Here is a 22,497-nt window from a genome sequence, read left to right on the forward strand (position 1 = left end):
AGAGTTACCATGGGAAAACCAACAGGTTTTTTAGAATTTGATCGTGAAAATAGTGTTGCCGTTAAACCAGCAATTAGAATTAAAAACTTTAATGAATTCCATACTAGACTATCTAAAGAAAAACAACAAAAACAAGGAGCTCGTTGTATGGAATGTGGTGTACCATTTTGCCAATCTGGTATGCTAATAAATGGAGCAGTTTCAGGATGTCCATTACACAATTTAATTCCTGAATGGAATGATTTAGTATTTAGAGGAAATTGGAAAGAAGCTTATAGGAGATTGTCTAAGACAAACTCCTTCCCTGAATTCACATCAAGAGTATGTCCAGCACCATGTGAAGCAGCATGTACTTGTGGATTAAACGGAGATCCAATTTCAATAAAAGAAAATGAAATGGCTATTATTGAAAACGCATATGAAAGTGGATTAGTTACTCCTCAAATTCCTGCTGTAAGAACAGGAAAGAAGATAGCTGTAGTTGGATCAGGTCCTTCAGGATTATCAGCTGCAGATCAATTAAATAAACGTGGATATGATGTTACTGTATTTGAAAGAGAGGATCGTATCGGTGGTTTATTAATGTATGGTATACCTAACATGAAGTTAGAAAAACATATTATAGATCGTAAGATAGATTTAATGAGAAAAGAAGGAGTTAGATTTGTTACTAATACAGATATAGCTACTACTCATAAGGCTAATAAATTAATAAAAGAATATGATAGTGTTATACTTGCTTGTGGTGCATCAAATCCAAGAGATATAAATGTACCTGGAAGACAAGCAAAAGGAATTCACTTTGCAGTTGATTTCTTAAAATCAACAACTAAGAGTTTGTTAAACTCTAATCTTCAAGATGGAGAATTTATATCTGCAAAAGATAAAAAAGTATTGGTTATAGGTGGTGGAGACACAGGTAATGACTGTGTAGGAACTAGTGTAAGACATGGGGCAGCAAGTATCATTCAACTAGAAATGATGCCTAAGTTACCAGAAAAAAGACTAGCTTCAAATCCATGGCCACAGTGGCCAAGAGTCTTGAAGACAGATTATGGTCAAGAAGAAGCAATTGCAGTATTTGGTCATGACCCAAGAGTATATCAAACAACTGTAAAAGAGTTTATTGCTAATGAAGCAGGAGAAGTATGTAAAGCAATATTAGTTAAACTTGAAAGCAAGAAAGATGAAGAATCAGGAAGAATGATGATGGTAGAGATACCTGGTTCTGAATATGAAATAGAAGTAGACTTAGTACTTATAGCAGCTGGTTTCTTAGGAAGTCAAAACTATGTAACTAAAGCATTTAATGTGGAAGTTAATGGACGTACTAATGTTGCTACTGAAGATGGAAAATATGAAACTTCTGTAGAAAATGTATTTGTTGCAGGAGATATGCACAGAGGCCAATCCTTAGTAGTTTGGGCATTAAAAGAAGGTCGAGAAGTTGCAAAAGCTGTCGATTTGAAGTTAATGGGATACACAAACCTTCAATAACACAAAAAAGGTATCATAAGAATTTCTTATGATACCTTTTAAATTTCTAATTAGTTAACAAGCTACAAACTAAAATTTTTAGACATTGAGCCATATCTGTAGATATAGAATTGATTTCACATAAGTTATCATTTATGCATAAGATAGTTTCAGCATCTTCACATGGAACTATACAATTATTTTTATCTGCAATTAATTTTGCTAGATTAATTAGATTATTTTGAATGTCATTGGCGTTATTAACTATATTTACAATTTCTTGAGCTATAGAAGCAAGTAATTCTTCAGAAGGATTATCGCAAGTACAACAGTTTTTTAACATATCTTCATAATTCATGTTTATCACCTTTTAAAAATAATATTTTTAGTTTATTTTATGAAATAAAAAATAGATAGTGAATAAAAAGATTTTTAGATGGAGAAAATATAGCTAAAAGAATAAAGGATGTGATTATATTGTCTCTAATTAATAAAAAGATATCTGATTTTAAGGTTCAAGCATATCAAGATGGTGATTTTAAGGAAATAACATCAGATTCCTTGAAAGATAAGTGGTCAGTTTTTGTATTTTATCCAGCAGACTTTACCTTTGTATGTCCTACTGAGTTAGGAGATTTAAGTGATATATACGATGAATTTAAGAATATTAATTGTGAAGTATATTCTGTTTCTTGTGATACTCATTATGTACATAAGGCATGGGCAGAAACTTCAGATACTATTTCACAAATTAAATATCCTATGATAGCAGATCCTACAGGAAAACTTGCCAAGGAATTTGAAGTATACATAGAAGATGAAGGGTTAGCACTTAGAGGAACTTTTATAGTAAATCCAGAGGGAGTTATAAAAGCATATGAAGTTAATGAATTATCTATAGGAAGAAATGCTGAAGAATTATTAAGAAAAGTTCAAGCAGCACAATTTGTAGCGCAACATGGAGATAAGGTGTGCCCTGCTAGATGGAAACCTGGTGTAGAAGCGTTAACTCCAAGCAAGGATTTGGTGGGTAAGATATAACATTTTATAGTCTACTGAGTTTTTACGACTTAGTAGATTTTTTTGTTCTTTAGTAAATTATATCAAACTATATTTTGGTTACCATATACAGTTAATTTAAAAAAATTTAAAAAGCACAATGTAGAACTGACAACTATTGGTGGTATAATGTATAATATATACTATAAAATGTAATGGGTATATATCATCAAAGGAGGAAGAATTTATGAAAAATTGGGTAAATGAATCAATATTTTATCAGATATATCCTTTAGGATTTTGTGGGGCACCTCAATTTAATGATATGAGTAAGGAGCCAGAACCAAGGATTAAGAAGATAATAGAATGGATACCACATTTAAAAGATTTAGGAGTTAATGCATTATATTTAGGACCAATATTTGAATCTACAGAACATGGATATGATACAGCAGATTATAGATTAATAGATAGAAGGCTTGGAACTAATGAAGACTTTAAAGAAGTATCTGATAAATTACACCAGAATGGAATAAGAGTAATCTTAGATGGTGTATTTAATCATGTAGGAAGAGATTTTAACCATTTTAAAGATGTACAAGCTAACTTGGGAAATTCTAAATATTGTTCATGGTTTAGTGGATTAAACTTTAATTGTGGCAATCCTATGGGTGATCCTTTTACATATGATGCATGGGAAGGACACTATAATTTAGTTAAATTGAACTTAAAAAATAGGGAGGTAGTTGATTATCTATTAGAATCAGTAGCTATGTGGATGGATGAATTTAAGATAGATGGTTTAAGATTAGATGCAGCTGATTGTGTAGATATGGACTTCTTTAGAGAACTTAGAGGATTCTGTAAGGGAAAGAAAGAAGACTTCTGGTTAATGGGAGAAATAATACATGGAGATTATTCTAGATGGGCAAATGATGAGATGCTTGATTCTGTAACAAACTATGAATGCTATAAAGGAATATATTCATCACATAATGATAAGAATTATTTTGAGATAGCACATTCTCTTATGAGGCAATTTGGAAATGGTGGAATATACAGAAACATATATACTTATAATTTTGTAGATAATCATGATGTTAATAGAGTTGCAAGTACAGTTAGAAATAAAGCTTATTTGAAAAATATATATACTGTATTATATACTATGCCAGGTGTTCCATCTATATATTATGGTAGTGAATACGCTATAGAAGGCGTAAAAGAAAATGGATCTGATGCTAATTTGCGACCTGAATTAAATTTAGATAATCTTACTGAAAATGAACTTACAGAACACATAAAAAAATTAGGTGTAGCAAGAAAAAATAGTGATGCATTAAAGTATGGAGATTTTGAACAAGTAATAATAAGAAATGAACAATTAGTATATAAACGTTGTTCAGAGAATCAAATAGCATATGTTCTATTAAATGTAGGGGAACAAGATTTCTATGCTAACTTCAATATTAATTCTAATAAGAAGTTAAAAGAAGTATTAGGAGAGGAAGAAATAATTGAAGCTAATAATTCAAATGTGGATATAAAGGTTGCACCATATAGTAGTAGAATACTTGTAGAAGTTGATGCATAGTAATATTAAGTATTTCTAAGATAATAAAAATAGGTAAAGGTTCTTAAATGCTAAAAATTAATTAATGTTTAGAAAATATAGCATTTTAACAGAATCTTTACCTTTTTTACTATATATAAAATTATATAAAGTTCGAGATTTTAGAAAAGTATAATAATAAAATAATAAATTTTGTTATAAATACTTAAAGAAATAATTATTTCTATCAATTTAGAAAAACATAATATTTAGGTAGTGAAGTAAAAAATAGTAACAGAATATAAAAAAATAAAAAAATTTATAGTAGAGTTTATTTGTCTTATAGTAATTGTAAAAAAAATATTAAATTATTAAACAAAATATAGACGGTATGTAGAAAAACTAAATTTTGTGATATAATGACAACATAAGAATAAAATGAAAATAATTAGTTATTTTCATAATATAAGCATAATACTGGTATCTTGTATTATGCAAATAAAATAAGGGGGCATAATAATATGAAACTTAAAAAAAGTAAAAACTTGAAATGGCAAGTAAGCCTTTTCATGCTACTTGTTTTTTTGGTTACTATGATACCGTTACCAAAAATAGTTGCTAATGCAGCAACAAGTGGCTCGGCAGTTATTAACTCAGATAAGAGCGTAACTGTTACAGCTGAGTATGATGGCTCAGAATTATATCTAATTGGAACATTAGTTGGAGGATGGACAGATAGTGACCAAGTTAAGATGACTAATAATGGTGATGGTACATTCTCATATACTACAAAAGTGTTAAGTGCAGGAACTTATGAATTTAAGTTTAAACCTAATGCTAGTAATTGGGACAATTCATTTAATACTGAAGGTGGTACTGAAACTAATTCGAAGATTACTATAAATGAACCAGGAGTAACTCTTAATGGAGATGGAACAGCAACATTTAGATATGAGTACAATGGTGCTTCATTATATTTGGTTGGTTCTATGAATAACTGGTCTGAAGCAATACAAATGCAAAAGAACAGTTATGGATTATTTGAAGTAACAATAGATGTTACAGCAGGAACTACTTATCAATACAAATATAAAGTAACAGATGATATGTCAGATTGGTCTACAGGTTCTTTTGGACAAGATGGTACAGATGCAAATTCTACATTGAAAGTTCCAGGAGAAGCTACTGCATATGCACCAATTAATAATGGTGATGGTACAGTTACTTTCATATATAAAAACTTAAGTGCAAGTAAAGTATATCTTGCAGGTGATTTTGGTGGAAAGTATCAATGGCAAGCAGCAGGAATTGCAATGGCTCAAGATCCAGAAGATGGATTATGGAAAGTTACAATAAATCCAAGTGAAATTGATGCAAGTAGAACAGATAAAACAGATATCCAATATAAGTTTGTAGTAGATGGGTCATGGATAACAGATCCAGCAAACGACAAATATGAAAGTGGTAACTCAGTATTTACTTATTATAAATATGAAGATGCAATGGCACCTAATTTAAATGCAGATGGAACAGTAACATTTAGTTATAAAGATGATGCAGCAACTTCAGTAGCATTTGCAGGAGATGTTAATGGATGGAGTGCAACAAAAACACCATTTACTAAGAATGCATATGGTGTATGGACAGCAACAGTAGATCCATTAGGAGCAGAATCTATAACTTATAAATTTGTAGTAGATGGAAACTGGATAATAGATCCTAATGCACAAGATACAGTAAGCGATGGTTTTGGAGGATCAAATGGTGTCTTCAATACTAAAGGCCAAGTTGAAGCAAGTAAAAAAGTAATTGTAAAATATATAAGAGAAGATAAAAATTATTCTGACTGGACATTCTATACTTGGAGTACAGGTAAGAAAGATGGAGATTACAACTTTACAGTAAAAGATGGAGTTGGAATAGCTGAGATACCAGTTGGAAAAACAACTACATCAATTGGATTTAAGATAAGAAAAGATTTATTATGGAATACTGTTGATTATGATTCAGATAGAACAATAGCTGTTGATCAAGATGCTATGGTAACTAAAGTTACAATTAAGAGCGGAGTTGGTGATATATTTGTTGTTCCTTCTGTAAAGAAAACAGCAGAAATAAATAATGGTCAAATCGATTTTAAATATAGAGATATTGATCTATATAATGATGATGCACAAGACAAGATAACAGATATGAAGGTAAAAGTAAAATATAAAAATGAAGATTATAAAACTATAGATATGAGTTATGATGATCTTAATGAATATTTTACAGCTTCATATAAAAATATAAAAGAAGGTACTTACACTTATAAATTTGTTTATAAAGTAGATGGCGCTGATAAGGAATCAGATGAAGAAACAATAAATTATACTAAGAGAACTATGAAAGGTTCTGCTTCAGTAAAGGCTAGTGCTATAAATTCAACAGAAAATGCAGTTTTAACACTTAAATTATCAGGAGATGATGCTAAGGCTGAATATATTAAAGCAATATATTTAGATTTATCTGAATTAGGTGGATCTAGTAAAACAGCAATGGATGTTTCATTATTAAATGATAATAAGGAAATAAGACAAACTATCGGTGTTGAAGATTCTATAACAGCAGGTAAGAAAAATATTCCTATAACAATAGTTGATGTTAATGGAGAAGAACACAAAACTTCTACAAGCATTGAAATAAAGGCAAAAGTATATAATGATAAAGATCCATTAGACTTTTCATTTGATGAATCATCTGTTTATTTTATAGTTACTGATAGATTCTTTAATGGAAATACTTCAAATGATGATCCACATGGAAATAATTATGACAAGACAGCGCCTCACACTTATCATGGAGGAGATTTTGCTGGTATAACAGAAAAAATTCCATACTTAAAGGATTTGGGAATAAATACTATATGGATTACTCCAATAGTAGAACAAACAGACTTTGATCAAATGTATGCAGATCCAACAATGTCTCAATATTCATATCATGGATACTGGGCAAAGGATTTTACTAAGTTAGATGAACATTTAGGTACAATTCAAGAATTCAAAACATTAATTGATAAAGCACATGAAAATGGAATAAAGATAATGGTAGACGTTGTATTAAATCATGCTGGATATGGTATGGATAATGCAGATGCAACAGAAGCTGGCGTTAACAATTATCCTACAGATGAAGATAGAGCTCAATTTGCAGGAATGTTTAGAACTGAAGATGGAAATGATGACTTTACTACTGCTTCATCAGGATTGCCTGATTTCAAGACAGAAGATGCAGATGTAAGAGCTAAGCTTATAGAATGGCAAACAGCATGGTTATCAAAGGTTATGACTGAAAGTGGTAATACAATTGATTACTACAGAGTAGATACTGTAAAACATGTTGAAAATGCAACTTGGAAGGAATTTAAATCAGCATTAACTGAAATAAATCCAGAGTTCAAGATGATAGGTGAATATTATGGTGCAGACTATAATAATGATGGTGGACAATTAGAAGATGGACAAATGGATGCATTATTAGACTTTGGTTATAAGACTTATGCAAAGAATTTTGTAAATGGTTCATTAGAATCTGTATCAAGCATACTAGATGATAGAGCTTCAAAAGTTAGCAACACATATTTATATGGACAATTCTTAAGCAGTCATGATGAAGATGGTTTCTTAGTTGGTATTGATGGCGATGTTAATAATGCAATTACAGATAGAGATAGAGCTTTAGGTTTAGTTGCAGCATCATTACAAATAACAGATAAAGGTATTCCGATAGTTTATTATGGTGAAGAAGTTGGATTATCAGGATCAAATAGCTTTGAAGATGGACAAAAGAATCGTTATGATATGCAATTTGATTTAGCTACAGATGGTTCTACAGGAGAAAAAACTTACAATCATTATAAGAAATTATTAAATATAAGAAATGCAAACAAGAAGGTATTTGCAAAAGGTAATAGAAAAACATTAGTAGCTAATAATGACGAAAAATATACTGTTTATACTAGAACTTATAAGAATGATTCAATATTAACTGCATTAAATATTGCTGATACAGCAAAAGAAATAACAGTTACTATTCCAGAATCAGCAGGAAAACAAGTAACAGATTTATATAGTGGTAAAACTTATACTGCAGCATCAGATAATACTGTTAAGATAACAATTCCAGCAGCACAAGATGGTGGTACTGTAATGTTTGCATACACTACTACTAATACTAATACTTCATCAGATAATAATAATTCTGATAGTAATGGAAATACAACTAATAACAACAATACTTCTAATAGTTCATCAGCAAGCAATAATGGAGCAAGCAAATCAAAAGCTTCTAAGTCAAAGAAAACTGGAGATTATGATAATACAATGATCTATATGATGTTATGCATGGTAGCATTAGGTGCTATGGTTGTAGTATTAAATAGAAGAAAAGAAGTAGAAGAATAAAAAATTATAAGTTTATAATTTAGGCAATGAATAAAAAAACTCGGCAATATGATTAAGCCGAGTTTTTTTCTGTTTCAATCTTGATTTCAATTTTTATTTTACAGTATTGTATGAATGTGTTATAATTATTGAGTCGATGGGGTATCGCCAAGAGGTAAGGCAACAGATTCTGACTCTGTCATCGTGGGTTCGAATCCCGCTACCCTAGCTTTTTGATTATAACTAATTATACATTTTCTGTTTATGAATAATTTTAGATTTATTTAGAGTGAAGAAGATGTATAATTTTATTTTTTAAACCATATGAAAAGGTTTAGATAGGGGGATGTTATGAAAAAGGTTGTTAGTATATTATTATCTGCAATGTTAGCAGTAACTATGTTTGGGTGTGGTAGAGATGATGTTAAAGTAGATGATGGTAAGGCTACAGAGAATTCAAGTAAAGATAGTAATGAAGATAAAATAACAGTTCTATCAGAAGAACAATCAGATGCTGATTATTCAGAATTTGAGAAGGTTTCTATGGGAGTTACTTATAATGAAGCGGTAAAATCACTAGGTGAACCTAATAAAGTTATAAAACAAGATGAGGATTATACATATATATGGGATTGTGGTGATAATAAGACAATATCTGTAGTAATAAGAGATGGAGTTGTAGTATCTAAATCAGAAGGATTATTAGATTCAAAATCACCACAAGTAACTGAAGACCAGTATAATAAACTTAAAGAAGGAATGGCAATAGAAGAAGCATTTGATGTATTAGGTGTTGGCATTCTTACTTCAGAAGAGAAGACAGATGATTATGTAAAGAAGATTTATGCATACAATAATTCAGATGGTTCTTCACTTATTTTAACATTTAGAGATGATAAACTATATTCTATGAGCGAGAATAGAATAACATCTGGCGAGTAATCAGCTTAGAAAATATAGAGCATGAATGCGTATATGTATTCATGCTTTTTTCTTATAATTGTAGCAATATGTAGCCTGCATTGAATAAGATTTCTGAATATGTTAAAATAAAGCTATAGAATTTATTATAAATTTTGTGTGAGAGGAAGAAAAACAAAAGTGGACATAGGTATACAGATTGGAGTTATTCTGTTGCTGTTATTTTTATATTCTTTTTTTTCAGCGGCAGAGACAGCGATATTTTCAACAGATAAAGAAAAAAATGATAATTTATTGGCCTCAGGAGATTCGAAGGCTAAAATAATAAATTCAATAAAGGAAAACCCTAAGAAATTTTTGGCGACAACTCAATTAATATGTACATTTTCATCTGTTTATTTATGCTTAATTATTAATAAATATATATGTAATAATAGCATAAAAATAAATAACTTGATAGTTGCGATAGTTCTTTCGTATGTAATAATCTTGATAGGAAATGTTTTGCCTAGACGAATATCTAATATCAGAGGTGATAAGGTTGTATATAAAATTATTTTTCCAATTAACATAATAGTTAGTTTAATAACACCACTTACGAAGATAATAATGATTTTTATGGGACATACTAAAGAAAATTATGATGGTGATAAAAAAATAATTAATGATGAAAAAGATGACGATACAACTGTAGTATCAAATGGTGAGGAATACCTTATTCTAGATGAAGATAAAGATGAGATTAAAGAGGGAGAAGACTTATTTGAAGATAAAAAGATAGAAAAGGTTATGACACCTAGAACTAACGTATATTGTATAGATATACAGGAAGATCTTAATGAGTATTTAGATGAAATGTTAGAAAAAAGATTTTCGAGAATGCCTGTATATGAGGATAATATAGATAATATAATAGGTGTGTTGTATATAAAAGATTTCTATATTGAAGCTAAGAATAAAGGGATTAATAATGTAAATGTGAGAGAAATATTAAAAGAACCTTATTATATTCCAGAAATAAAAAGGGTAAAAGATGTATTTTTAGATATGCAAAAAGCTAAAATACAAATGGCAGTTGTTATTGATGAATACGGAGGATTTTCAGGCATTGTAACTATGGAAGATTTAGTAGAAGAAATAATGGGTGATATAGATGATGCTTATGAAGATAGGGACGATTATTCAATAAGAGAATTAAAAAATAATAAATTTTTAGCTTATGGAATGACTACTTTAGAAGAGATTAATGAAAAATTGGGAACTGATATACAATCAGAAGATGTTGATACATTAAGTGGATATATAATAAATAAGATAGGTAACATACCTACTAAGAGTGATGAGAGGAAAATAGAAGAAGGAAATTTAATGTTTAACATTGTAGAAGCAAGTGATAAAACAATTGAGAAGGTTATAATAACTAAAAAATAAAGGGTAAAACTAAATAGGGGGTTGAGAATTGGATATAAAAGTGGTTGATAAAAATGTTATATTAGCTATAATAGCTACATTTATTATAGGTGTAATAAATGTAATGAAAAATCTTTTGGGTTATAGATTTTGTCATAATTACAGTATAATTATAGGATTTCTACCATTTATATATTTGTTATATAGAAATCATAGATATTATAGAAATGATTTTAAAAACTATGTTGTATTAACACCAACAGTTGTTATTGTAGTTGTTTTTATTATTATAGGTAATATAGTTTTGACAAATATGTTAGATAAAAGTGGCATTATAACAGATTTGAACAAATATGAAAAAGTATTAAAATTAAACGATTATGAAAATAATAAAATTATAGAACATTTTCCGTGTACGATTCCAGATAATTGTGAGAATTATAAGTTTAAAGAATGGGAGCTTTTAGAGAAAGGTGGTATAGGAATATATTTATCTTTTGACAATAAAGATTATATTAAGTCAAATAAAAAAGAAATATCACAATATAGAAAAAAAGCTGTATGTGCAATAGCAGGAGAAGGGCCTGTATCAACACTTAGAGATTATTATGAGCTTCCAGATGATCTACTTAAGTGGTTAGAGAAGAAAGAAAATTACAAAAATATAGAAGTTATATTATTAGGAGGTAGCGATATAACAGCATTTAGACATGGAGTTTGTTATGGGATAGCTATAGATTACAATACTTATAACATATTATATTTTGGGGAAAAATGGTGATGAAAATTTATAAACTTTAATTATAAATAAAAATCCAATATTATTTTGAGATGATTAATATTATATTTTTATTATTAGTATCAATATTTATACTAATTAAGAAAAGCATAATATTAACCTTTTCAAATAATATTGGATTTTTAATATAAATTAAGAATCGTTACTATTTTAATTTGTTTAAAAAAATTAAATATTTTTATTTTCCCCATTTTTCTTCAGTAGAAGTTGTAAGGGTGATATTTAAGTTGCCATTTTTAACTCTTAATTCATCTATAAATTTTTTTTGGTTAATGCCATCTTTTAAGTTTATTTTGTAACTTAACTCATATAGAGAGCCGAAGTCTCTAGTTCTAACTTTCATTAGTTTCCAATCATGAGTGTTTTCATCTAATATTTCATCGAAGACATTATCAAAGTTTAAATCTTCAGGAATTATTATGTTAAGTTGCATTGAATTACGTTTATTAGCACCAAATCTAGCACATTCTAATACGTACATTACTCCACATAATACAATTGTGAATAGTACAGAATAACCTACATAACCCATTCCAAGAGCTAATCCAACTGCTAATGTAAAGAATATATAAGATATATCTTTAGGATCTCCAGGTTCACTTCTAAATCTAATTATTGAAAATGCACCTGCTAAACTAAAAGCTCTTGCAACATTATTTCCTACTAATAAAATTATAATAGATATAATAACTGGTAGCATTACAATTGTTAATGGAAAACTTTCTGCATAGCCTTGTTTTTTATGAGTTTGAATATATACTAGGCTTATAGCTATTCCTAAAATTATAGCAGCTACTAATATAATAATTACATTAGATAATGTGATAGTATCTCCTGAAGGTGATAAAATTGATTCTAACATATTTTTCTCCCACCTATTCCTTGATTATTTTTTACTTCTTGCTTACAATGTTCTATAAATTCATTTCCGTATTTTGAAAAATGAGTATTGTATATTTTAAGTTCTGATAGAATTTGAGTTAGCCATAATGGAATTGAACCTAGAATTTTTACTTCCATTAAATATTCATTATTTTTTAGTAGTTGTGTTCCATAACATCCCTCTTCTAAGGTTAAATTGTTTCTTCTAGTAGTTATTAATGAATCAAATGTTAATCTAAAATCATGATTATCTTTTGCAAAAAAAGCTTTTCGACTATACCCAACATATACATTAGGGTGAACGTCATTAACTTGTAAATAATATTCTATTTCGTTTAATACTTGATTATCTATAAAGCTATCTTTTTTTGGTCTTATTCCTTTTGAAAGAAATTTATTAGCTTCATCTAGTGTTAGTGTTACTCTTCTTTTACTTACAATACCACCTATTTTTTTCTTTATCTCAAGAAATACTTTATCGCTAGGATTTTTAGGCGTATAATAACTCCTTAATCTAAGTTTTTCTTTATAATATGGCTTTGAAATAGAATGTCGAATAACATCATCATGGTCTGTATCATAATAAATATTATAAATTTGATAATTATTGCCTCCTATACAATGTTCATCAAGGTTCATATATTCTAACAATCTAGGTATTAGTAAGTTGTATTGTTCTTTAGATAAGATATACTTTTTTTCATACCTTTTAAATGTTTTTATTGCCATTAAGGTTGCACCTCCTTATATTTACTTGACATGTGATCAGCTTGTCTATGAGTTAATAATAATTAACAAAACTTAAACATAGCTTAAAGATTTTTAACATTCGAAAAAATATTTAAAATTTAGTAAGATATATAAATTATTTGTATATAACATATTAAATGTAATAACTATTACATAAAAATATGATAATAAATTTATGTAAAATAAACAATATTTTCTTTAAGGAACATTTAAGTTTTAAATGATAATTTGTATACATAATAAAGTATTAGCCAATAATTCTAAATTGTTAGCATACTACCATGTTAGATTAAGAGTATATATATAGGCTAAAAAACTTATGAAAGGAGAGTCTGTTAATTAGAGAGTGGATTAACAGCAATAAAAGGATATGAAAAGAAAATTAATATGTATAATATTATCATTAACTCTTTCTATAGGAATAATAGGGTGTAGTACAAAAAATGATTCTAGTACAAAAGATAGTTCTATTACTGCAACAAGTACATCAGTAAAAAAAATAAATTTATCTAGTACAGTTAAAGAAGAAGATCTAACTATACCTTCAGTAAATGAGGCAAATGCAACAATTTCATTAGGTGAAACTATATCTATAGATGGTGATGGTGCAAAAGTTCAAGGAAATGATGTAGTTATAACTAAGGCAGGAATATATAATGTTACTGGAACTTTAGATAATGGTCAAATAATAATAGATGCTGGTGAAGATGATAAAGTGGAAATATTATTAAATGGAGTAAATATTACTTGTACTGATTCGGCAGCAATATATGAGAAAAATAGTAAGAAAACATTGATTACGTTAGTTGAAGGAACAGAAAATATACTTAATGATGATAATGATACATTTAGTTCAGAAGACACTGAGTCATCGTCAGATGAAGATGATTCAAACGGAACAATATATTGCAAAGATGACCTAACAATAAAAGGAACAGGCTCGTTAACTGTAAATGGAAATTCCAATAATGGTATTGTATCTAAAGATGATATTAGAATAACTGGAGGAACTATTAATGTAAAAGCTGTAAATAACGGAATAAAAGGAAAGGATTCGGTTGAAATATATGATGGAAAACTCAATATAGTATCTGAAGGTGATGGGATAAAGTCCAATAATTCAAGTAAAGATACTAAAGGCTATGTATTAATAGATAATGGAGAGATAGATATAGAATCAAAAAATGACGGTATACAAGCTGACAATAGTGTGCTTGTGTTAGATGGTGAAATAAATATTACATCTGGAGAAGGATCTGAAAATGCAGAGCCGCATGTTGATAATGATTTTAGAGGAGGAATGAATTTTAACACTAATACAACAAATGAAGAAGATACATCAAACGAAGAAGAAAGTGAAAGCACAAAAGGAATAAAAGCTGAAAATAGCCTTATAATAAAAAATGGAAAGATAAATATTAATGCATGTGATGATGCAATTCATTCAAATAGTTTTGTTGAGATCGATAATGGAAATATTGAAATAGCTAGTGGGTCTCATGGTATTCATGCTGATGCACAAGCAGACATAAATGATGGCACAATTAATATTACAGAAAGTTATGAGGGAATTGAAGCAGCAGTAATTAATATGAATGGTGGCAACACATCCATTGTAGCTAGCGATGATGGAATAAATGCATCAGATGGTACAACTCAAACTATGGGAGGACCAGGAGGTGGCGGAGACTTTCAAGGTGGTGGTAGACAAAATCCACCAAGTGATAGTAATGGTGATATGAGCAATCCTCCTGATGGCACAAATAGTGGAGATAACCAAGGCACTCCTCCAAATAACGGTAATGTAAATCAAGGCAATCCACCAAGTAATGGAGAAGGTAGACAAGGTAACCCACCAGATAATAATGTACAAGGTAATATGGAGATGCCTAGTAATAACGAAAATTCAAATGCAGAAAATACTAGTTCAAGCACAATAGAGCTAAATATAAATGGTGGATATTTATATGTGAATGCAAATGGTGATGGACTTGATTCTAATGGAACTATAACAGTTAATGGAGGAACTACAGTGGTATATGGTCCTACAAGTGACGGTGATACTGCGTTAGATTATGAAACAAGTTTAAATATTAATGGTGGTACATTATTAGCAGCTGGAAGTTCTGGAATGCTAGAACTTCCAAGTGATTCGTCTAAACAGAATGTTATGGTAGGATATCTAAACAAAAAAGATGCTGATACTGTAGTAAATATAACAGATTCAGATGGAAATACCATATTTACATTTGCACCAAAAAAAGAATATGCAAGTTTTATATTCTCTTCTTCTGAGCTTAATACTAATAGTAGTTATAATATATCAATTGGAGGAACTGTAGAAGGTGAAGAAAACAATGGAGTATATGAAAATAGTAAATATTCAGGTGGCGATTCTAGTCTAGAAACTAAGATTTCCTCATCTGTAACTAGTGTGGTTGAAGAGGGAGCGTCAACTACAAGATCAGCGGGGCCAGGAGGAAACAATAATATGCAAGAAAACCAAATGGATAAGAATGATAATAAAAATTCTAAGGAAAGTACTGATTTATAAACAATATGTTTATTATTAGTATCAATATTATATGTTTTCATAAATAGCATAATTTCATTAAGTATTTCTAAATATAAAAAAATTAAGGTATTATTGTTAGATAACTTATATTTTATAATAATTAATATCAAAATTATATGTTTAAGTAAATAATATAATATCATTAAGTATTTACTAATATAATAAAAAAGAGTAAAGATCCCTAAATACTATAAACTCGCTAAAGCTCAGACAGTATAGTATTTTTAACGGGATCTTTACTTTTTTATTATAAGAAATACTAAATTCTATTATAGATAATTTACTTAAAGCAATAATTTGACATTAATTAAATGAAAAGATAAGTGATCAAAAATAAATATATTCAATAATTTTTTTGCTCTATTGACAAAAAACTACCTTTGAGATATTCTTTAAATACATATTTTTATTAATAATTCAAGTTTAATTAAGAAAATGAGGAGAAAATATGATAAACATACAGAATTTACAAAAGAATTATGGAGAAGTAAAAATTCTAAAAGATATATCACTTACAATACAAGAGGGGGATATATGTGGAATAATAGGCCATAGTGGTGCAGGAAAATCAACTTTATTAAGATGTATAAATGGATTAGAAGAATATAATGCGGGAAGTATAAAAGTTTATAATAGAGAAATAAAAGATTTAAGTGGTAAGGAACTTAGAGAATTTAGAAAAGATATCGGAATGATATTTCAAAATTTTAATTTGCTTGAACGTAAAACTGTGTTTGATAATATTGCATTACCATTACAAGTATGGAAAGCTGATAAAGAATTAATAAATAAAAGAGTTAATGAATTACTTAAATTAGTTTCATTAGAAGAAAAAGCTCATATGAAACCTAAGGCATTAAGTGGAGGACAGAAGCAGAGAGTTGCAATTGCAAGAGCCTTGGCATTAAATCCTAGTATATTATTATGTGATGAGGCAACTTCTGCCTTAGATCCTAAAACTACTAAGGATATTTTAGCATTATTATCAAGAATTAATAAGGAGCTTGGAATAACTATAGTTATGATTACTCATCAAATGGAAGTAATTAAGGATATATGCAATAATATTGTACTTATAGATGATGGTTGTATTGTTGCTGAAGGAACTTCAGAGGATATATTTTTAAGGCCAGGATTAAGTGTTAAGAAGTTCTTAGGAGAAGATGACGAAATAATAAAAGATCAAGGAATATATATCAAGATATTTTTCCCCGCAGATTGTAGTGAAAATGCCCTTATTACCAAAATGGCAAGAGAACTTAATTTGGATTTTTCAATAGTCTATGGAAAATTAGAGAAGATACAAGATAAGATTTTAGGAAATTTAGTTATTAATATTTGTGAAAGAGACATAGAAGGTATAACTAAATATTTAAATGAAAAAAATATATTATGGGAGAGGTTATAAAGATGGCAGAATTAATAATAGAAGCTATTAAGCAAACATTTGTAATGGTTATACCAGCAACTTTTTTCTCAACTATTATAGGTTTCCTTTTAGCAATTATACTTGTTGTTACAGATCAAGATGGACTAAAACCTAATAAAATAATATATAATGTTTTAGATTTTATAATAAATGTATTAAGAAGTTTTCCGTTTATCATATTAATGGTAGCAATATTTCCTATAACTAAATTCATAGTAGGAACTTCTATAGGAGAAGTGGCAGCAATAGTACCACTTACCATTGCATCATCACCTTTTGTTGCTCGAATTATAGAATCATCGCTTAAGGAAGTGAATAGAGGAGTTATAGAAGCTGCAAAATCCTTTGGAGCAAGTGACTTTGATATTATATTTAGAGTTATGCTTAAGGAAGCTATTCCATCTATTGTATCAGGTATTACTTTAGTTATTATAAGCTTGATAGGATATTCAGCAATGGCTGGAACTATAGGAGCAGGAGGTCTTGGAGATTTAGCTATTAGATATGGTTATCAACGTTTTGAGATGCCCATAATGATAGCAACAGTTATAATACTTGTAATTATTGTTCAGGGATTACAGATGTTAGGTAATTATATATACAAAAAGATGACAGAATAAAAGGAGGCACATTTTTATGAAGAAAATAATATCTGGAATATTAATATTATTTACAATAATATTAATAGGATGTGGAGCACAATCTGATGAAAAAACAATAAAGATAGGGGTATCAGCAGTTCCACATAAGGAGATAGTTGATGTTATAAAAAAGCAAATAGAAGCAAAGGGATATAAACTAGACATTCAGGAATTTAGTGATTATGTTACACCTAATACTGCTCTTTATGAAGAAGAAATAGATGCTAATTTTTTTCAACATATAGGATATTTAAATCAAACAAATGAATCAAAAGGGTATGATTTAACATCAGTTGCAGAAATACATTTTGAACCAATGGGTATATATTCTAATGTTATAAAGAATATGTCAGATATAAAAAAAGGTGATATTGTAGCGATTCCTAGTGATCCATCAAATGAAGCAAGGGCTCTTAGATTATTAGCAAAAGCTAATCTTATAGAGGTTCCTGAATCAGGAGATCTAATTACACCAAAGGATATAATATCGAATCCATACAATCTAAAATTTAAAGAATTAGAAGCGGCGCAGCTTCCAAGAACTTTAGATGATGTAACAATTGCAGTTATTAATGGAAATTATGCTCTTCAAGCAAATTTAAATGTTAATATTGATGCGTTATTTACAGAAGATAAAAATGATGCTGCAATACATGATATGAGAAATATACTAGTTGTTAAGGATAAAAATAAAGATTCAGAAAAGACAAAAGTATTAAAAGAAGCATTATCTTCTGAAGAAGTGAAAAATTTTATAAATAATAAATATAATGGTGCGGTGGTACCAATATTTTAGTATATAAGAAACAGTTGGCAAAAAGTTTATAAATTGCTAACTGTTTTTTTATAAGTGTAGAAAAATTTTTTGATATAATAATAAATAGGGTAAATAGAATTATAAGATGGGGTGAAGAAAATGAGATTAATTCCTATAGAATGTGTAAGAGATCAATCAATTCTAGCAAAAACGCTCTATGATAATAGTGGAAATATCTTGGTGAATAAAGGTGTTACGTTAACACCACAGGTTATAAAAAAATTACGGGAATTAGATATATGGTCAGTTTACATAGAAGATGAATATAGTTCATCAGAAATTAGAGATATAATTAAACCAGAATTTAGACAAAAATCTATAACATTTATAAAAGAAGCTTTTGTAAACATAAAGAAAATAGTCATGTCAGAAAGTACAAAGGATAATGCAGAAAATGATAATTTAGAATATATTAATTCATTAAAAAACATAGCAGAAGAATTAGTTGATAATGTAGATTCTAATGAACAAATAATGCTTAGTTTAGTTGATATAAAAAGTTTTGATAACTATATGTATCAACATTCTATAAATGTTGCAGTTATATCAGTTACAATAGGAATTGCATTTAAGATGAAAAAAGAAGAACTTCTAGACTTAGCAGAAGGAGCTCTATTACATGATATAGGAAAGATATATATCCCAAAGGATATATATCAAAAGAATAATGAATTGACAAAAGAAGAAAGAGAGTTGTATGATTCACATCCTATGAAGGGGTATGAATATGTTAAAAAAGAATTTGAGGTAGATGAGAATGTTTTGAATATTATTTTGCAACACCATGAAAGAGTTGATGGTAATGGATTCCCTAATAGGTTAAAGGAAAATGAAATAAGTAAATTTGCAAAAATTATTTCAGTAGCAGATTGTTATGATTACTTGACTTCAGATACAGTACATACTAGAGCAATACCTGCAGCAGATGCATTAGAATTTATTATGGCGCATATTAATACATTGTTTGATTATGATGTAGTTTTAATGTTTTCAAAAATATTAATTGCATATCCTGCTGGAACCATAGTAAAATTAAGTAATGGAGATATTGCTGTAGTTGAAAGTACACCTGAGAATTATCCTTTAAGACCAGAGGTTAAAATAATTAGAAGTAATTCAAAAGAAAGGATTGGATGTAAAATATCATTATTAGATGAATTGTCTATAGTAATATCTAACGTAGAATATGATGTTTAGATAGGAGATAAAAATATGACAATTATCATTGGAAGAATTCTTACTGCAATATTATTTATTGCAATAATCACACCTATTCTTATACTTGTGATTGTACCTAGTTATAATAGTTATGTAAAGAGCAAACAGAGAAAGTTAGATGCTTGGCCTAGTAATGAAAATTTAATAGCCTTTATGAAGGCACTTAAACATGGACCCTTAACTAAATATGACCAAAAAAGCGAGAGCTTTGGAGAGACATATAAAACAATATACAGAAATGCAAAGATAGATTCGAATTTAAAAAAAGAATTATATGATTTATTACTAAAAAAGGGTTGTAAGGAGAAGGATTTAAAATAATGAAAGTATCAAAGGTACAAATACAGTTAACAGGAGCAGATATATTAAGTATAATAAATGATTTTTTAGATGTAGATAATTTAATTATTGAAAATATAGAGATTTCCGACAAAATATATGTAAATGGAAACTTAAAGGGAATTGATTTTACAGGAATCATACAGGTGTTAGGAATTACAGAAGAGAAAGTAAACTTGAAATTAATGAAACTTAAAGTATCAAAGGTTGGTTTCTTTAGACCTATAAGGAGCTTAGGATTAAAGTATCTGTTTAAAGGAATAAATATTAAAGGTATAGAAAGCAAAAAAGATGAGATATTTATAGATATAAAAGAAATATTATTTGATGTGCCTTATGTAGATTTAAAGGTGACAAGTATATTTATTAATGAAGAATTTTTGTGTATAAGTGGAGAAGATGTTGAAGTATCAATAGACGGCAATATACTTAAAACAAGACCAGTTATTGAAGAGAGTCCAGAAGTAGAAGAAGAGATTAACAAGGTTGAAGATAACTATACTATAGGTAGAGAAAAAGTTAAAGAAAAGATGCCTAAAGCAATTCAAGGAGTATCAGATTATTTATTGGTGATTCCAGATATAATAGCATTAATATGCAGAATATTGAAAGACGACAGAGTATCTGTAAAGGTAAAACTTATAATTGCAGGTGCAATATCATATATAGTTGTTCCAGGAGATATAATACCAGATAAGATTCCTTTCATAGGGAAAATAGATGATATGGCAGTTGCATTTTTCGCTTTAAATAAGATTGTAACAGAAGTGCCTAATAACATTATTTTAGAAAACTGGCAAGGAGATAATGATCTAGTGGATGTATTAAATATAGCTTTAGATTATATCATGAATTGTACAAAAGCAAAGAATGTTGATAAATTATATAGTTTAATATTAAAGCTAAGTGAATTATAACTTAGAAAGGAATTGAGTAAATGAGCAAGAAGGTATATGCAATAAAAGAAGGTTTTGATAGCAAAAAAAACATTAGAATTAAAAATAAAATAGTTAATTCATGGAATGAATGTTTAATGTATGTCAAAGGCGTAAAAGGTGCAAAATATAAAAGCTTTGAGAATATAAATGATGCAAATGAATATCTAAGTCAAGATAATGATATGTTAATAAAAGGAGTAGATGAATATCCTCAAGATGCATTACATGTGTATGTAGATGGGAGTTATAATACATTTACTAAGAAATATTCTTATGCATTAGTTGCACTAAAGAATAATATTGTAGAATATATAGATAGTGGAGCAGAAGATGAAGATCCTAATTGTACTATAAGACAAGTTGCAGGAGAATTAAAAGCAGCAGAATTAGGTGTTAGATATGCAATTAGTAAGAATGAAAAGCAAGTAGTTATTATTCATGATTATGAAGGAATAGCCCATCATGCTAATGGAACATGGGATAGAAAAGATTCATCATCTGTTAGATATTATGAAACTATGAATAATCTAAAGAAGAGTATAAAAGTTATATTTGTTAAGGTAGATAGTCATACAGGTGATATATTTAATGAATTAGCAGATGAAAAGTGTAAAGAAAAGGTAGAAATAAAATCTGATAAAGTAGTTGATAAATACTTATCTAGCAATACAATATATGTTGCAAATGAAGAAGTTCAAAAACAAATATCAAGCTTAGCTATAGATAAAAAAGATAAAATAGTTATAAAAGCAGATAGTGAGAATCTACAAAAAAACGAAAGTAAAAAAACAGATAATATAATAAATGAAATTGTCAAGATACTTAAAGACATGCATTATGATAAACAAGAAAAATGTTTAGAATATGTAAAAAAACTTAAGAGTACAATGTAAATCTTCTGAATAAAATTATTAAAAGGTGGAAAAATAAAAATAGACGTTTAAATAATAAGAAGTAGAGGTGGATGTCTATGAACAAATACTTATGTGGAATGGCAACAGGAATGATTGTTGGAGCTAGTATTGGAATGATGGTTTTTCCTCAGCTTGATAGAAAAACTCAGAGGAAGATGAAAAATGCAGGAAACAAGGTAATTGATATGGCTACAGATTCATGTCATAATGTAATGATGTGTGGAAGAATGAAATAATCAAACATAAGCAAGAGAATGTGCATCTCTTGCTTTTTTTTGTAGAAAAAAATCAATACTAGTTAGACAATTTATTACAAATATAAAATGAATAATAAAAAAATCAAAAATACAAAAAATATTACATTTAATTGCTTTATATTACAAATTTATGGTATAATTTCTGTATTGATTAAA

19 protein-coding genes and 1 tRNA gene are annotated in these 22,497 nt (G+C 28.5%); 17 read left to right on the plus strand and 3 right to left on the minus strand.

Going from position 1 to position 22,497, the window contains the following annotated elements; all coding sequences use genetic code 11:
• The first annotated feature begins 9 nt into the window (after positions 1 to 9).
• Positions 10 to 1,497: a glutamate synthase subunit beta gene (locus tag KQI77_RS04020; RefSeq protein WP_216388630.1), complete on the plus strand. Its 1,488-nt coding sequence runs from the start codon at positions 10 to 12 to the stop codon at positions 1,495 to 1,497.
• A 46-nt stretch (positions 1,498 to 1,543) separates the two neighbouring features.
• On the opposite strand, the gene KQI77_RS04025 is transcribed toward KQI77_RS04020, so the two are convergent.
• On the minus strand, positions 1,544 to 1,834 hold the full coding sequence (locus KQI77_RS04025; protein ID WP_216388632.1) for a hypothetical protein: 291 nt from the start codon (positions 1,832 to 1,834) through the stop codon (positions 1,544 to 1,546).
• Positions 1,835 to 1,953: 119 nt separating this feature from the next.
• Here KQI77_RS04025 and ahpC point away from each other — a divergent pair, with 119 nt between their 5' ends.
• From ahpC to KQI77_RS04060, 7 genes are all read left to right on the plus strand, one after another.
• Positions 1,954 to 2,517: an alkyl hydroperoxide reductase subunit C gene (gene ahpC / locus KQI77_RS04030; protein ID WP_216388634.1), complete on the plus strand. Its 564-nt coding sequence runs from the start codon at positions 1,954 to 1,956 to the stop codon at positions 2,515 to 2,517.
• A gap of 205 nt (positions 2,518 to 2,722) precedes the next feature.
• Positions 2,723 to 4,069 carry an alpha-amylase family glycosyl hydrolase gene (locus KQI77_RS04035; RefSeq protein WP_216388636.1) on the plus strand — a complete coding sequence of 449 codons (1,347 nt, stop codon included), beginning with the start codon at positions 2,723 to 2,725 and terminating at the stop codon, positions 4,067 to 4,069.
• 479 nt (positions 4,070 to 4,548) lie between these two features.
• The gene (locus tag KQI77_RS04040; protein WP_216388638.1) at positions 4,549 to 8,472 is read left to right on the plus strand and encodes an alpha-amylase family glycosyl hydrolase; all 3,924 of its coding nucleotides are present in this window, start codon (positions 4,549 to 4,551) and stop codon (positions 8,470 to 8,472) included.
• Positions 8,473 to 8,609: 137 nt separating this feature from the next.
• Positions 8,610 to 8,680 (plus strand) — tRNA-Gln (locus KQI77_RS04045).
• Positions 8,681 to 8,802: 122 nt separating this feature from the next.
• Positions 8,803 to 9,393: a hypothetical protein gene (locus tag KQI77_RS04050; RefSeq protein WP_216388640.1), complete on the plus strand. Its 591-nt coding sequence runs from the start codon at positions 8,803 to 8,805 to the stop codon at positions 9,391 to 9,393.
• Positions 9,394 to 9,552: 159 nt separating this feature from the next.
• The gene (locus KQI77_RS04055; protein WP_216388642.1) at positions 9,553 to 10,803 is read left to right on the plus strand and encodes a hemolysin family protein; all 1,251 of its coding nucleotides are present in this window, start codon (positions 9,553 to 9,555) and stop codon (positions 10,801 to 10,803) included.
• 28 nt (positions 10,804 to 10,831) lie between these two features.
• Positions 10,832 to 11,563, plus strand: a complete 732-nt coding sequence (locus KQI77_RS04060) for a hypothetical protein (protein WP_216388644.1) — start codon at positions 10,832 to 10,834, stop codon at positions 11,561 to 11,563.
• Between the two features lie 196 nt (positions 11,564 to 11,759).
• Here KQI77_RS04060 and KQI77_RS04065 read toward each other — a convergent pair whose 3' ends face one another.
• Together KQI77_RS04065 and KQI77_RS04070 are read right to left on the minus strand one after the other, a co-directional pair.
• Complete coding sequence (locus KQI77_RS04065; protein ID WP_216388646.1) at positions 11,760 to 12,443, minus strand: DUF4956 domain-containing protein; 684 nt, start codon at positions 12,441 to 12,443, stop codon at positions 11,760 to 11,762.
• Positions 12,437 to 13,192 (minus strand): polyphosphate polymerase domain-containing protein, encoded by a 756-nt coding sequence (locus KQI77_RS04070; protein ID WP_216388648.1) that lies wholly within the window; start codon positions 13,190 to 13,192, stop codon positions 12,437 to 12,439. The genes KQI77_RS04065 and KQI77_RS04070 overlap by 7 nt, the downstream gene beginning before the upstream one ends.
• 391 nt (positions 13,193 to 13,583) lie before the next feature.
• On the opposite strand from KQI77_RS04070, the gene KQI77_RS04075 reads away from it, so the two are divergent.
• The 9 genes from KQI77_RS04075 (at position 13,584) to KQI77_RS04115 (ending at position 22,320) form a co-directional block, all read left to right on the plus strand.
• Entirely contained in the window at positions 13,584 to 15,767 is a 2,184-nt protein-coding gene (locus tag KQI77_RS04075) for a carbohydrate-binding domain-containing protein (protein WP_216388650.1), read from the plus strand.
• Positions 15,768 to 16,236: 469 nt separating this feature from the next.
• The gene (locus KQI77_RS04080) at positions 16,237 to 17,196 is read left to right on the plus strand and encodes a methionine ABC transporter ATP-binding protein (RefSeq protein ID WP_216388652.1); all 960 of its coding nucleotides are present in this window, start codon (positions 16,237 to 16,239) and stop codon (positions 17,194 to 17,196) included.
• A gap of 2 nt (positions 17,197 to 17,198) precedes the next feature.
• Positions 17,199 to 17,837: a methionine ABC transporter permease gene (locus tag KQI77_RS04085; protein WP_216388654.1), complete on the plus strand. Its 639-nt coding sequence runs from the start codon at positions 17,199 to 17,201 to the stop codon at positions 17,835 to 17,837.
• Between the two features lie 16 nt (positions 17,838 to 17,853).
• The gene (locus KQI77_RS04090; RefSeq protein ID WP_216388656.1) at positions 17,854 to 18,654 is read left to right on the plus strand and encodes a MetQ/NlpA family ABC transporter substrate-binding protein; all 801 of its coding nucleotides are present in this window, start codon (positions 17,854 to 17,856) and stop codon (positions 18,652 to 18,654) included.
• 120 nt (positions 18,655 to 18,774) lie between these two features.
• On the plus strand, positions 18,775 to 19,872 hold the full coding sequence (locus KQI77_RS04095; protein ID WP_216388658.1) for an HD-GYP domain-containing protein: 1,098 nt from the start codon (positions 18,775 to 18,777) through the stop codon (positions 19,870 to 19,872).
• 15 nt (positions 19,873 to 19,887) lie between these two features.
• Complete coding sequence (locus KQI77_RS04100) at positions 19,888 to 20,214, plus strand: hypothetical protein (protein ID WP_216388660.1); 327 nt, start codon at positions 19,888 to 19,890, stop codon at positions 20,212 to 20,214.
• Positions 20,214 to 21,149, plus strand: a complete 936-nt coding sequence (locus KQI77_RS04105; RefSeq protein WP_216388662.1) for a YkvA family protein — start codon at positions 20,214 to 20,216, stop codon at positions 21,147 to 21,149. The genes KQI77_RS04100 and KQI77_RS04105 overlap by 1 nt, the downstream gene beginning before the upstream one ends.
• A gap of 20 nt (positions 21,150 to 21,169) precedes the next feature.
• A complete protein-coding gene (locus KQI77_RS04110; protein WP_216388664.1) occupies positions 21,170 to 22,063 on the plus strand; it encodes a ribonuclease H family protein in 894 nt (297 codons plus the stop codon).
• 77 nt (positions 22,064 to 22,140) lie between these two features.
• A complete protein-coding gene (locus KQI77_RS04115) occupies positions 22,141 to 22,320 on the plus strand; it encodes a YtxH domain-containing protein (RefSeq protein WP_253289335.1) in 180 nt (59 codons plus the stop codon).
• Positions 22,321 to 22,497: the final 177 nt, after the last annotated feature.

The sequence above is a fragment of the Clostridium sp. MSJ-8 genome (assembly GCF_018918325.1).
In the GTDB taxonomy this organism is placed as follows: Bacteria; Bacillota; Clostridia; order Clostridiales; family Clostridiaceae; genus Clostridium.

Excerpts from the sequence above, each read along its gene's own strand:
- KQI77_RS04085 (WP_216388654.1), top strand. The coding sequence starts at position 17,199 with ATGGCAGAATTAATAATAGAAGCTATTAAGCAAACATTTGTAATGGTT.
- KQI77_RS04080 (WP_216388652.1), top strand. The coding sequence starts at position 16,237 with ATGATAAACATACAGAATTTACAAAAGAATTATGGAGAAGTAAAAATT.
- KQI77_RS04070 (WP_216388648.1), bottom strand. The coding sequence starts at position 13,192 with ATGGCAATAAAAACATTTAAAAGGTATGAAAAAAAGTATATCTTATCT.
- KQI77_RS04095 (WP_216388658.1), top strand. The coding sequence starts at position 18,775 with ATGAGATTAATTCCTATAGAATGTGTAAGAGATCAATCAATTCTAGCA.
- KQI77_RS04050 (WP_216388640.1), top strand. The coding sequence starts at position 8,803 with ATGAAAAAGGTTGTTAGTATATTATTATCTGCAATGTTAGCAGTAACT.
- KQI77_RS04065 (WP_216388646.1), bottom strand. The coding sequence starts at position 12,443 with ATGTTAGAATCAATTTTATCACCTTCAGGAGATACTATCACATTATCT.
- KQI77_RS04110 (WP_216388664.1), top strand. The coding sequence starts at position 21,170 with ATGAGCAAGAAGGTATATGCAATAAAAGAAGGTTTTGATAGCAAAAAA.
- KQI77_RS04020 (WP_216388630.1), top strand. The coding sequence starts at position 10 with ATGGGAAAACCAACAGGTTTTTTAGAATTTGATCGTGAAAATAGTGTT.
- KQI77_RS04025 (WP_216388632.1), bottom strand. The coding sequence starts at position 1,834 with ATGAATTATGAAGATATGTTAAAAAACTGTTGTACTTGCGATAATCCT.
- KQI77_RS04075 (WP_216388650.1), top strand. The coding sequence starts at position 13,584 with ATGAAAAGAAAATTAATATGTATAATATTATCATTAACTCTTTCTATA.
- KQI77_RS04115 (WP_253289335.1), top strand. The coding sequence starts at position 22,141 with ATGAACAAATACTTATGTGGAATGGCAACAGGAATGATTGTTGGAGCT.
- KQI77_RS04100 (WP_216388660.1), top strand. The coding sequence starts at position 19,888 with ATGACAATTATCATTGGAAGAATTCTTACTGCAATATTATTTATTGCA.
- KQI77_RS04035 (WP_216388636.1), top strand. The coding sequence starts at position 2,723 with ATGAAAAATTGGGTAAATGAATCAATATTTTATCAGATATATCCTTTA.
- KQI77_RS04090 (WP_216388656.1), top strand. The coding sequence starts at position 17,854 with ATGAAGAAAATAATATCTGGAATATTAATATTATTTACAATAATATTA.
- KQI77_RS04040 (WP_216388638.1), top strand. The coding sequence starts at position 4,549 with ATGAAACTTAAAAAAAGTAAAAACTTGAAATGGCAAGTAAGCCTTTTC.
- KQI77_RS04105 (WP_216388662.1), top strand. The coding sequence starts at position 20,214 with ATGAAAGTATCAAAGGTACAAATACAGTTAACAGGAGCAGATATATTA.